We start from the raw sequence: 13,144 nt of genomic DNA, 5'->3' as shown, positions 1-13,144 counted from the left end.
CCTTTAAACGCTTAGCTCAGGTTATTAATCTACTATTTCTTCATAGTGGCTACATCAGGTATTTGTAATTCGCCAGAGATGAGCTTGGGTAGCAAAGTGTCACGGAGTTTTGTTAGAACTTCAGACTCTTCTAAGTCCTTACGGTCAATAAAGTTAATAGCTATGTTATAAAACATACCTAATACCTTATTATCGGGGATCAAAACCACCTCATTTTCTAAGAAAATTTTTGTTTGGAAATTAGAAATTCCTGTACTCTGGTTTTGGTATTCCCAGGTTTTTCCATCATCGTATATTTTTTGTAAGTGTACAGACGCTAACAGGCCTAGCTTTTTATCTAAGGGTCTAAACCTACGACAAAAGCTTGCAGGTTCAATAATCCCACCTAGACGTTTTATGATACCTTGAGACATAAATATTGATCTACCTGTGGGCTGGGTTGGACTTCCACCTGATATTTCAATAATAATATCTGCAAATTCGATTTTTCTAGTTTTTAACTTTTTTTCCTCAACCCAACGTAAAGGTGACTTACTTTCTCCACCTGATTTGAGAGCTGGAATATCTGTTCCTCTTATTATACGTGATTGTATTGTATGTTTTTCATCAGCAAACTCTTTCCCCCAATCACCACCAATAGTATTTTCTAATAATTCACCAAAAGGTTTTGTAACCCATCCCTTTGGTATCCAGCCTAGCTGTTCGTTGTGCTCAAACTCACTGGGGAAGTGGGCATGGGTGTTGGCGTGTTGGGTTAATATTTTAGGGTTGGCGTTAAAGTTTGCTTTAACAGGTGTTTCAGCGGCTTTACCTAATACTTGCTCTGATGCTTGTGTTTGCGCTTGTAATTCGTGAGCGAGCGCACTGAGTGAGTCTTTGCATTCTGTCGCATTGTGTAAACTGTTTAGTGCCGCTAAGCGGCGCTGTGCTTTTTGTTTTAACTCGTCTGGCAGACTAGTTGCAAGGTTTTCTAAGTTAAAATCAACATTCGCAAGTAGGTTGTCGAACACCGGATCAAAATCAACAAACCAGCTTTTAAACAACGCCTGCGCCATTTGTTCTAAGGTTTGGTTGGTTTGGTTATTAAGGTGAATTTTTTTGTCTAAATCTCCCAATATTTTTGCGATCGACAATTGAGTATTAAAGTCAGGTATCGGTAGCTCGAGTTGTCTTAATTCTGACTGTTTAATACCTTTAACCGTCGTGCCAGTACCACGACCATCAAGTTGATGTTGAACGTCATTGGATATAAGCAAGTATTTTAAAAAAGTATTATCCAAAAATTTAGCTTTACCACGCAAAGTTATTACCCTTTGAGCTAAAGCTATTTTTCGCTCATCTAGTTGCGCAACCTCTCCTAAAGGAGCTTCGGTTGTTAAGACAACATCACCAGCTTTAGGGATTCCACGTCGCATCCAAGATTCATAATCGTCCTCTGCTATAAATTCCTTTACTGGCTGAATAGAACCATTTTTAATAATCTTAGCTGTTATTAAAGGTATCCCTGATGTTGTTTTTTTTGGTGTTTTACCACGATAGTCAATAATTGCTTCCATACAATCTTCAAACGAATACCTTTTCCAATTACTCCCCATAATAACCCAACGCCTCCAAGTTTTTACGAATGGCTTTATCAAGCTCATCGCTTTGGCTCATTTGGCTATAAAGTGTTTGGCTAAGCTCGCTCATTTTAGTTTCGAACGGGATGCCATCGTCTGCAATATCAGCCGCGCCGACATAGCGCCCTGGGGTCAGTGCGTAGTCGTTTGCCTTAATATCGGTAAGGGTGGCTGATTTACAGTAACCAGCAACATCTTGATACTCTTGCTCTTTATCTGCCGTAAGCTCTTCGCCGCGCCAAAGATGGTAAGTTTCGGTTATTTTAGCTATGTCGTCGTTGGTGAGCTCTTTTAAAGTACGGTTAACCATAGAGCCCATTTCGCGGGCGTCTATGAATAGCGTTTCGCCTTGGCGGTCGCGGCGTTTTAGAATGCCTTTTTCGTTATTGCCTTTTTTATCTTTACTTATAAACCATAAACACACCGGAATTTGTGTGGTGTAAAACAACTGCCCTGGTAGGGCTATCATACAATCGACTAAATCGTTTTCGATTATTTTTTGGCGAATATCGCCCTCGCCACTGGTGTTAGAGCTCATTGAGCCATTAGCCAGTACAAAGCCTGCGGTGCCATGCTCGCTAAGTTTTGAGATCATATGCATTATCCATGCATAGTTGGCATTACCGGTAGGCGGTGTTGGGTAACCTGCCCAACGGGCATCATCGACGAGTTCGTTATCGGCGCGCCACTGTTTTTGGTTAAACGGTGGGTTTGCCATTATGTAATCGGCTTTTAAGTCGGGGTGTTGATCTTTAAAAAAGGTATCGCCTGCCACATCGCCTAAATTGCCCGATATGCCGCGCACGGCAAGGTTCATTTTAGCCAGTTTATAAGTGGTGTTAGTGTACTCTTGCCCATAAATAGACACATTTTTTTGGTTGCCGTTATGGCTATTAATAAACTTAAGCGATTGCACAAACATACCGCCCGAGCCACAACAAGGGTCGTAAATTTTGCCTTCGAATGGTTCTATCATATCGGCTATGAGGGTAACAATTGACTTAGGTGTATAGAACTCGCCCCCGCCTTTACCTTCAGATGCGGCAAATTTACCTAAAAAGTATTCGTACACTCGGCCAACTAAGTCTTCTTCTGTTTTTTCGTTTTGGTTGACAATGGTGTCGATATTATTAATGGTATCGATAAGCGCGGAGAGCTTACTGGCATCAAGCCCTAAGCGCGAAAAGTAGTTATCGGGCAATGCGCCGGCGAGTGATTTATTGTTTTTTTCAACCGCGTGCAGTGCGGTGTCTATTTTAACGGCAATATCGCCTTGCTTAGCGTTGGCTTGAATATACGACCAGCGTGCGTCTTCTGGTAGGTAAAACACGTTATCCATCGCGTAAAAGTCGACCATATCGATGTATTCATCACCGTATTCGCTGGCAATGGCTTTTTTACGCCCTTCAAACTTGTCACTAATAAATTTAAGAAAGATTAAGCTTAAAACAATGTGCTTGTATTCGGCTGATTCAACACTGCCGCGCAGTTTATTGGCAGCATCCCAAAGGGATTCTTCAAACCCGACTTGTGTTTTTTTTGTGGCTTTTTTAGTTGCAGGCTTTTTTGATGCAGCGTCCATGTGGTCTCTCTTTGCAAGAATATCAATATAAATTATTGGCTTATCATACCGTAAAGGTCGTGTTTTTTTGAGTGTTAATTAGTAATAAATTGGTATTAAAGTAGAGGATTAAAGCACTAACTAAATAATGGTAATTATAAAGAAGACTATCTAGGTTTTTATTGGATTAATTCTGCATCTACTAAAGATCAAAAGTGAAATAGCTTTTTACTTATGATAAAACATAGGGCTGTGTTTACTTTAAGGGATATTGTCAAAAATGGAATTTAAAAAACCAAACTTATTAAATAAGGAAGCTAGTGTAGCTCTATGGCTTCAGGGGAAAGATGCTTGGAATGAGTGGGCAAAGAACAACCCGGATATGGGTGTTGATTTTAGCGGCGTGAAATTCTCAATATCTGAATTACTAAAAATTTCTCCCAGTAATCAAGTTTTATTAAAAGCAAATGCAGAAGGTGACTTTTCAGCTCTAACATTCGTTAACTACACTTTCCATCATTTAGCTGATTTTTCAAATACTGAATTTAATATTCCTGCAATATTCGACAATGCCACTTTTAAAGAAACCGTAGACTTTTCAAGAGCTATATTTTCCCAAGATGCCTCATTCAATAATGTTGCGTTCAATGGTATTGCGTCTTTTCACAGCGCTGACTTTCAGAACTCAGTAGTTTTTGGTGATTGTAATTTCAAAGGAAACACACTATTCACTTGTTCTCATTTTGAAATGTTAGCTTACTTCCCAAGTAATACATTCCACGAAGTAGTAGATTTTACTCATTCAACTTTTGCTGGCGGTACGCACTTTAAGAATACTAAATTCTCATACGAAGAGGTTTTTTTTGAGTATATACACTGTACAGACACCTTCGACTTCGATGAGCTTGAAGCAAAGAAAGTAATAACTCTGTCTTTCAAAGGAAGTGTATTTGAAAAAGATTTTAATATTAGTGGATACTTTAACTGTGTTCCAGATTTGAGAAGTACGAAGCTAAACCACCATACTGACTTAACCTCTATGGTATATACACTAAATCGCAAAAATATATTTTTTACTCCAATAAAAAAAGCAACTGACACACTCGATATTGGGCGCCTATGTAGACTTAAAGAGCTTGCAGAACAAAATAAGAGCCATGATATGGCTCTGGCTTTTCATGCGGATGAACTTAGAGCTAAAAGATGGGGTAGGCTCAATATTGTGCAGTCAGTTATGGATATAATTTATTCTGTTACCAGTAACTATGGGCAAAGTATAATGCGCCCCCTGCTTCTGCTAGCTATATCTTTTCTTCTTTTTAATTCGTATATAATTTCAAAGTCAGATATTGAGATAAAAAATACTTACAAGCCAGCTGTAACTTTATCTATAGCCACAATAACTCCTTTTTTATCAATATCAAAGGAAGCTAGAGAGTATGGTGCGCAAGTGCTATTTGAAAAGCAATTACCTGAAAACTTTTATCTTTTTAGCTATGCTTACGCCAGCTCATCATTTGTATTTCTATTCTTAGTTGGGCTTGGTCTGCGTAACCGCTTTAGAATTTAAAAAGTCTTATAGGTATGAAGCACCCTATACGGCTACTTTTAAGTTTTATGGCTTTGATTAGATCAGCTTAAATTAGAAGCTGCTATTCTGTTTCTAATAATTGAATGAGCTTACGTTTACCTTCGTCATCTAGCTTTTCGATTAAACACGCGAGGGTTGCGCTTTCTTCTGACTCACAAAAAAAGTAATTTACAGGAACATTTAACTCGGTCGCTAGCTTTTTTAAAGTAGCTAAGTCGGGCATATGGCGACCCGTTTCGTAATGGTTCATTCTGCCACTGGCTGAACTTGGATCCATCCCTATTTTAATACCTAACTCTTTTTGGCTTATTTTCATTCGCTTTCGAGCCTCTTTAAGACGCTCTGTAAAAAAGGATTTAACCTGCACCGTTGCTTCATCTTGGTAACTCTCACATTTAAATGATTGTCTAGTTTTTACATGAGCATGTATACTTAGGAATCCTAAGTTTATGGTGAGTAGTAAGGTTTAGCAATGAGTAAGCAAGCGAATATGAATGTATTTTTACATTTTCTTTTGGTAATCAAACAGATGAATAATTTCACTGTGACACAAGCTAAAGATGCTTTATTGCGTGAACAATCTGAGTTTACTGATTCAGTAGAAACCCGAAAGTTTGTATATCGCCAATTAACTCGTAATGTTGCAAATGGACTCTTAAAACGAACCGATAAATTAAATAAGGGAGCTAAGGAGGTTATATATTCAACAACAGAGCTTTTTTCAAGTTTAGAAATCGTTCCTACTTCTAGGCGAGGCAAAGTAAAACAAATAGATACTGCAAATATTAGCGTTCCTGATATTTCGACCGAAACTGTTAAAGTTATTGAGTACCAAGAAGAACTTAAAAAAGATTTATTAACATACGAGATTGATTTAAATACTGTACTTGAAGAAGCTAAAGAGTATCAGCGCCTTTCTGCACGCTACCCTAAGCTGCAAGAACAGTTGCAACTGCATCACACTCAAGCTAAAGAAAAGTCGATTAAATTACTTGGCAAAATAAACGCTTTGCAGACTTTATTGGGTAATAAAATAAAAGAAAAAAAACCATGCTAAGGGGTTGGCAAACAGCCTGCTTATCGGCAGTTAAAAAGCATTATTCCCAAAGCAATAAGCACTTTTTTTGTTTAGCTACACCTGGGGCCGGTAAAACTGTATTGGCGGCAGAAGTTGCAGCGTATTTATTTGAAACTAAACAAATAGAATTTGTGATTTGCTTTTCACCCTCTAGTGAGGTGGCCAATGGTATTAGAATGACGTTTGCTAAGCGGTTAAATTGTAATTTTGACGGTGTTATTGGCTCAGTTGGTTGCTCGTATACTTATCAAAACATGCGCTTTTTTAATGACGACTACTGGAAACTATTAAGGAACAACCGCGTGTTAGTGGTGTTTGATGAAATACACCACTGTGCTGGTTCAAGCATTGAGGATGCCAATGTATGGGGACAAGATATTGTTAAAAACATTCAACAGCACGCTGCTTTTACGTTAGCTTTAACAGGCACACCTTGGCGCTCTGACCTTCTTCCTATCGCGCTGGCAACTTATAGCGACCCTGATGATAAAATTCAATGCAATTACACTTACTCGCTGCAACAGGCGGTAAATGATGGCGTTTGCCGTAACCCTAAAATTGTTTTAATTGATAATGAAGAAATTTCGGTAACAACAGCAAAACAGGAAACTAAAACCTATAACTCATTAAAGTCTTTGCTAAAAGATCCATCGATTTCCTACCAAGATCTAATTAAGCACGAAGCTGTCATTAATTACATTGTTGCTCAAGGAGTAAGTAAACTTGCCACTATTAGGCAGCAGAATAGCAATGCCGCAGGGTTAATTGTTGCCTCTTCTGTTGAACATGCAGAGCAAATAGTGACTGTACTCACCGATCTTTTCCATCAATCAGCAACCATAGTTACTTACAAAGAAAGTGATGCTGGCGATAGAATCAGCCATTTTCGCTTAAGCAACACACAATGGATTGTAAGCGTTGGAATGGTGTCGGAAGGTACTGATATACCAAGACTACAAGTATGTTGTCATTTAAGCAGAGTTAAAACTGAGCTTTATTTTAGGCAGGTGCTTGGCCGTATATTAAGAGTAAACAATTCCCCCAACCAAGAAGCTTGGCTATTCACCCTAGCCGAAGAAACACTAAGCACTTTTGCAAATAGAATTGACCAAGAGCTACCTGACACTTACGTGCTAATAAAAAATAACGCTATAGCGAATGAGTATTTTGGAACCGAGACTCATAAAAAAGCAGGCTCTACTCAGCTCGATAGTAAACCGTTTGTTGAAATTGATGATTTATTATTTTCATGGGGCTTAAGTGAATCAAATCAGCTGAAAACTGAACCTCAAGAAGCAAGTTTTTTACAAGCCTTTGGTGGGTTTAGAGAGCGGGTAATAGAGACATTTTTAGTAGGGTAATTTGGAGTGATTCACATCAGTTCAGAGAGTTTTAATTATTAAGCTTAGGTTTCATCTGGCAGCCCCCTATGAGCGAGAGGCTGACGGTCGGGTAAACTCGTGTTTGGACAAAAAAGAGTTAGTGTCGGCGGATTGCTCTATGCAATTTATATAAAGTGACCCCCTAATTAGCACCGCCTCTCTAAGACTTAAGCAGAGCTTACTTGTAAGGCACTGTACTTTTTATAATGTCCTCTACTAACTTAGGTATCATTTGTTCGATCGTGACTAGTTTAGCGCCTATTTCCAAATTACCTTTCTCAGCTACCACCTCAATATCAGAAAATACTTCTCTTAGTTTGTTAGCGCTTATTTCACCACACATCCCTTTTAACGCATGCGCTATTTGACGGACCTCTTCACTATTCCCTTGTTTGTGTTGCTCCATTAGTTCCTGCACTTTAATAGGTGCTTTAACAACAAACACTTCACAAATTTTATTTAGTAAGACTTCTTTATTTAATAATCGTGCAAGGGCTTGTTCGCGATCCCACAGCTTTTCTTCTTCGAGTTCATTAACAGCAAGAGGCATTGCTTTAGATTGCCCCTCGTAGCTTGATAAAGACCATTTAACGACCTTTTCTAATACTTTAACTGCCTCAATTGGCTTACTCACATAATCACTCATCCCCACAGCTAAGCATTTTTCCTTTTCACCTGCCATCGCGCTTGCGGTCATTGCAATGATAGGAACATCAATAAACGACTCTCCTACTTTTCCTGCGCGTATTTTTTCACACGCTTGATAACCATCTAAAACTGGCATTTGGCAATCCAGTAGTATGCAGTTTATTTGCCTCTCATTTGTGTTGTAATGATTTAAAAGTTCAATTGCATCTTGTCCATTATTTGCTGTTAAAATATTTATAGGCAGCTCATCTAATGCGCCTTTAGCAACTTCAATGTTTATTTCGTTATCATCGACAATCAATATCGTACAATCGTTCAATTGCTCAGTGATATCATCTGAAAATTCAAAGCCGCTGGTTTCAGAAAGTAGATATAATGGTTCACTTTTTGGCACTTCGTAGCCAACTACTTGTACTAACTCAGTTTGGGTAACAGGCTTTGTAATTTGAGAAACTTTTGATGCAATACTTCTAGGGAGTGGGTTTCCTGGTTGATGAAGTGTTATAAACTGAGCACTTTGATTATTTTCGCTTAAAACTTCAATGATTGAACCTATGTTATTAATACTATCATCTTCATAGTCTAAGAACACGTAGTCAAAAGCTTTGCTTTTGTGTGCACCCAATTCCGCCATAGAACATGTGCTGACTATACCGCCCTGTAAGCTGAGTGTCTTATCCAAAACCTTCCAGAGGTTCTGATTACTGCTCGCTACCAAAATAATTTTATTCTCATAACATTTTTTAGAAACGTGAATGTTTTCTGCAGTGCACCGAACTTTAATATTAAAGGTAAAAACACTGCCCTGATTTAAAGTTGAACTGACAAAAATGTCTCCATCCATTAATTGGCATAATTGTTTACAAATAGACAAGCCTAGCCCGGTCCCCCCAAACTTTTCTGATATTGCTGTACTTGCCTGCTGAAATGCATTAAATAATTGTCCTTGTGTGTTAGGCGCGATCCCTATTCCTGTATCTTGGACCTTCACTTTTAAATCATGTGTACCTTCCGATATGCGCTCAGAACTAACAATGACTTTTATATAGCCTTTGTCAGTAAACTTTATCGCATTACTGATTAAGTTATTTAAAATTTGGGTGAGTCTGAGCGGGTCTGTTTCAACATTTCCACAGTTTAATTTACTGGTATCTAAATATACATTTAACCCTTTATCAAAGGCCCGAATAGCACTTGATTCAACAAGTCTTTCGATTAGAAGTTGTAGATTAGTTGTTTTAAGGTTTAAATCGAGCTTACCCGCTTCAATCTTAGATAAATCAAGTATGTCATTTATTAATAAGTTTAAATTAGACGCACTTAGATCCATCATTTCTACAAGGTTTCGTGATTTATCTGACAACTCTTCGCGTTTTAAAATATTTAAAGTGCCGATGACTCCATTCAGTGGAGTCCGAAGCTCGTGGCTAATATTCGAGATGAAAGCACTTTTTATATCGCTATGCTTGATAGCATCATCTTTGGCCTCTGCAAGCGCTTGAGTACGCTTTCGAACTTTCGCTTCAAGCTCTGTATTTAATCGTTTTACTTTTATCTCTGCATCTTTTTCTTTTGTTATATTCCTAATAATTAAGGCGAGTCCAATTAAAGTATTGTGTTCAGAAAAAACAGGGCTAACGGATATAGCGTAATGAAGCGTTGTTTCGCCATATTGATCAGATAATTCATCTTTAATTTGTGATTTAGAGCTTTGAATATCATTAATGTAGGTGTGGGTGGGTAATTTTGAGAGAAACTCAATGTCTATTGCTGGTTTCCCTAATGCTGTCACTTTAGAAATTGATAACAAACGCTCCGCTGTATTATTTATACTTGTTAACTCCCCCTCTAAATTTAACCCAACGATTGCATCGATTGACCCATCAACTATTGCAGATGATTCTCTGCGAGCTTCCGCTAATAACTGACTTCTCGTTGCATTTCTATAAAACATTATAAGCAATATAGAAGTGAAAACACCAATAGCTGCTAGGAAGCTATAAGTAATTTCTCGCTTCTCATTAATTAACATTTCTATGTACTTTTCAGGCACTAAAAGATTAAAGTTGATGTAACCATACTTATTTCTAGGCCTTGTATTCACTTTTGTAGAGTGTACATAAAACTGCAGTTCAGGGTTAAGTTTTGAAGTTACCGTATAGAGCCCCTGATATTGAACTTTCTGACTATAAACTTTATCCCACGTTATGTCAGGGTTTAAGTCTCTTGAAAATTGATATTCTTCAATAGGATGGTAGGCAAAGTCACCTTCAGAACTACTAATGACTAACTCAGAGTAATCGAAAACTGTCTGTTTAAGATTATTAATGAGTGAATTCGCATTTACATTCATAATTAAAAATGCATATCGCTTTCCTTTATCACTAAAGATGGGAATAGAAAAACGTAACATTGGCTGGTAAGGAAAAACAATTTCACCAAATTCTTTATTTAAAATAAGTGGCGACATGTAAATTTGATTAGTTTCGAGTTGAGAGCTTGGTAAAAAATATGGCTCACCACTTTTAGCCTGCAATGAGTAATCAGGCACAGCCTCTACTGATGCACCTACCCTTTGCACGCGTATTAACTCTTTACCCTCGGCTGTAACAGCAACAATACGAAGTTGCTCAACTGCAAGGTTATTTTCCATAAAACCAATAAATATGGTTTCTAGACGCTCTTTCCATTGTTTGTATGTAGTACCATCGTATGGATCAATTCCATCATTAAATTCAGCTCTTGGTAAACCAGATATGGGTGGAGTCGAGTATAAAAAGCGGAGATCTGATTTTGACTCAGCAATTGAACTAGTTACTATTTCTTTTAAGCGATCTTGAGTCTCAGTAAACTCTTGTTCAATTGAGCCTAAAACATCATTTTTAAAGTACCCTTCAAAAAAATAAACTGCGAATAAGCCAAAAATGCAAAACACAAAGGAAACTACTGTTAAAAATACCTTCGAACCAACAAAGCTTGTCTTACCTTTATCATGAATATTCATACTATGTCCGTTCAATATTTGTTCTACACCACTTTAGTAAAATTGACCTTAAAACGTCATACTCGAGTGGCTTTGCGATATAATCATCCATTCCGGCATCAAAACAGCGTTGCTTGTCAGCACTTAATACATTAGCAGTTAAAGCTATAATTGGCGTATGTTTGAAAGCAGAAAGCTCTCTAATTTTTAAAGTGGCTTGCGGACCATCTAATACTGGCATTTGCATATCCATAAAGATGATATCAAATATACCTAGCTCACATTGTTCAACAGCTTCTTGACCATTATTTGCCATATTTATAGAGGTGATATTAAATTCATTAAGCATCGCTTCAATTACTATCTGATTAATGTCATTATCTTCAACAACAAGGGCATTAATATTAGATAAATCTATATCTTCTTTAGGTTTAGTTAATAAAACATCTTTGTGATCTAAGTCCATTGAAGATAGTGTGCGCTTTGCTAACAGAGAAAAATAAAAATGAGATCCTTCACCTAGTGCACTTTCGACTTGTAGAGGTGCTTCCATCAAATCTAATAATCTATTTGATATAGTGAGGCCCAGCCCTGTACCACCAAAACGTCTTGTAATAGAGGTATCTGCCTGAGAAAATGCTTCAAAAAGTGTACTCAAGTGCTCACTTGCAATCCCGATCCCTGTGTCTGAGACATTAAACGTAAGCTTTACTTCATCAAGCCCAATCTCTTGTATGTTTACTGTTAACGAAACGCTTCCTCTCTCTGTGAACTTTACAGCGTTACCTAGTAAATTTATCAATACCTGCTTTAAGCGTGTTTCGTCGGCCAAAAAAGCCAGTTTTTCAACTTCCGGAGTTGTAGAGATATAAAGCTGAATATTCTTACTCTCTGCTTGCTCCTGAAATAAGTGTTTAAACTCCTCTAAAAGATAGCTTAAATCTACTGGTTCAGACTCAAGTTCAATTTTTGAAGCCTCAATTTTACTTAAATCAAGAATGTCGTTAATAATCACTAATAAGCTAGCACCTGAGGACTGTATGAGGTGTAGCATTTTGCTTTGTTCTTGTGTGAGTGTCGTGCGGGCCATCTGGCGAGCCATGCCTAAAATACCATTCATCGGTGTTCTAATTTCATGGCTCATGTTTGCTAAAAACTCTGACTTAACTTTTGTTGTATGCTCAGCACTTTGCTTCGCTTCAGATAGGTCTTTACTTAGTTCTCTAAACTTATTAGCTGCCTTGGCTAAAATACCAATTTCGTCTTTTCGTCTTAAATCAAAAATCGGAGCTTCCAAATCTCCGTCTAAGAAATGTGTAAAGCTATTTGTTAAGCGTTTAATCGCACGTGTAATTTGCAAGTGAAAGAATGCTGATAGAGAGACAATGTAAATAACAACTATCAAAGCAAGCACATTTAAAATGCTTTCTGTCATTGAAACCGTTTTATGAGCATCCCGTTTCATTTGTTTTAGTTGAGTTAACGAATCTTCCCTTAAACTATTTGCAAGCGTACTAAATTCAATTGCATCTCCAGCCATTACTACATTTACTAAACTTAAATAGTTTCGATTAGCCTGAACACTTTTTGAAAAAGTATTTCGATAGCTATTAGCCAAATCGATCATATTTTCAAATTTAGATCTATCTGCAACGTTTTTAGATAGCGAGTTCAGTATTTTTTCAACGGCAGCTCTTTTGGCATAATCTTTTTTTGTTAAAAATTGATAAGCATCACGATGCAGCATGTGCCATAGGTTAAGGTACTCTGTAACAAACAATTTCTCATTTGTATCAGTAGCCTTAACTTTTAAATCTTCAAGAAGTAAAACTGCATTAAAATATATTTGTGGTAATTCTTTTTCAATTAAGTCATTTTGCTGTGTAAAGCGAAGTGTCAGTACTTTTAAATTAGCGCCATAACGACTTACAAGCTCCGTCATACCATCAAGATGAATTTGAATGCTTTCTGAACTTTGACCTACATTAATTTCAGCTAATCGCTTTTCAATACTGCCATAATTTACCATGATTTTTTTAAAAACGGGTGCACTACCTGATGCACCATAAACTGAGATATCCCTTTGCATCTCAACAATATCTTTATTAATTTTTAAAATATCCACAGCATAGTTGCTAATCTTACCGATGTTATTGAAAGAGTCCTCAATCGTTTTAAGCCTTTGATTCATAATCAAGTAACTCGCACTCATAGCGACTAAGACAAGCACCATTGCTAGCGACATTTTGACAGCAAGAGATTTTGAAAAAAAACTTAACAAT

8 protein-coding genes are annotated in these 13,144 nt (G+C 37.3%); 3 read left to right on the top strand and 5 right to left on the bottom strand.

Annotation, left to right across the window (positions count from 1 at the left end; translation table 11 throughout):
* Nucleotides 1-32 precede the first annotated feature (32 nt).
* Nucleotides 33-1,595: a restriction endonuclease subunit S gene (locus tag QUE46_RS02030; RefSeq protein WP_286246013.1), complete on the bottom strand. Its 1,563-nt coding sequence runs from the start codon at nucleotides 1,593-1,595 to the stop codon at nucleotides 33-35.
* The gene (locus QUE46_RS02025; RefSeq protein WP_286246012.1) at nucleotides 1,585-3,201 is read right to left on the bottom strand and encodes a class I SAM-dependent DNA methyltransferase; all 1,617 of its coding nucleotides are present in this window, start codon (nucleotides 3,199-3,201) and stop codon (nucleotides 1,585-1,587) included. Before QUE46_RS02025 ends, QUE46_RS02030 begins: the two co-directional genes overlap by 11 nt.
* A gap of 259 nt (nucleotides 3,202-3,460) precedes the next feature.
* On the opposite strand from QUE46_RS02025, the gene QUE46_RS02020 reads away from it, so the two are divergent.
* Nucleotides 3,461-4,750, top strand: a complete 1,290-nt coding sequence (locus QUE46_RS02020; RefSeq protein WP_286246011.1) for a pentapeptide repeat-containing protein — start codon at nucleotides 3,461-3,463, stop codon at nucleotides 4,748-4,750.
* An 82-nt stretch (nucleotides 4,751-4,832) separates the two neighbouring features.
* Here the strand turns inward: QUE46_RS02020 and QUE46_RS02015 are convergent, their stop codons facing one another.
* Nucleotides 4,833-5,138: a helix-turn-helix domain-containing protein gene (locus tag QUE46_RS02015; RefSeq protein ID WP_286246010.1), complete on the bottom strand. Its 306-nt coding sequence runs from the start codon at nucleotides 5,136-5,138 to the stop codon at nucleotides 4,833-4,835.
* 105 nt (nucleotides 5,139-5,243) lie between these two features.
* Here QUE46_RS02015 and QUE46_RS02010 point away from each other — a divergent pair, with 105 nt between their 5' ends.
* Entirely contained in the window at nucleotides 5,244-5,828 is a 585-nt protein-coding gene (locus tag QUE46_RS02010) for a hypothetical protein (RefSeq protein WP_286246009.1), read from the top strand.
* Nucleotides 5,822-7,210, top strand: a complete 1,389-nt coding sequence (locus QUE46_RS02005) for a DEAD/DEAH box helicase (protein ID WP_286246008.1) — start codon at nucleotides 5,822-5,824, stop codon at nucleotides 7,208-7,210. The genes QUE46_RS02010 and QUE46_RS02005 overlap by 7 nt, the downstream gene beginning before the upstream one ends.
* Before the next feature lie 199 nt (nucleotides 7,211-7,409).
* On the opposite strand, the gene QUE46_RS02000 is transcribed toward QUE46_RS02005, so the two are convergent.
* Together QUE46_RS02000 and QUE46_RS01995 are read right to left on the bottom strand one after the other, a co-directional pair.
* Nucleotides 7,410-10,883 (bottom strand): ATP-binding protein, encoded by a 3,474-nt coding sequence (locus QUE46_RS02000; protein ID WP_286246007.1) that lies wholly within the window; start codon nucleotides 10,881-10,883, stop codon nucleotides 7,410-7,412.
* Between the two features lies 1 nt (nucleotide 10,884).
* Complete coding sequence (locus QUE46_RS01995; protein WP_286246006.1) at nucleotides 10,885-13,143, bottom strand: ATP-binding protein; 2,259 nt, start codon at nucleotides 13,141-13,143, stop codon at nucleotides 10,885-10,887.
* Between the last annotated feature and the right edge of the window lies 1 nt (nucleotide 13,144).

The sequence above is a fragment of the Pseudoalteromonas sp. MM1 genome, from assembly GCF_030296835.1.
In the GTDB taxonomy this organism is placed as follows: domain Bacteria; phylum Pseudomonadota; class Gammaproteobacteria; order Enterobacterales; family Alteromonadaceae; genus Pseudoalteromonas.
This window is presented reverse-complemented; position numbering and strand designations above follow the sequence as displayed.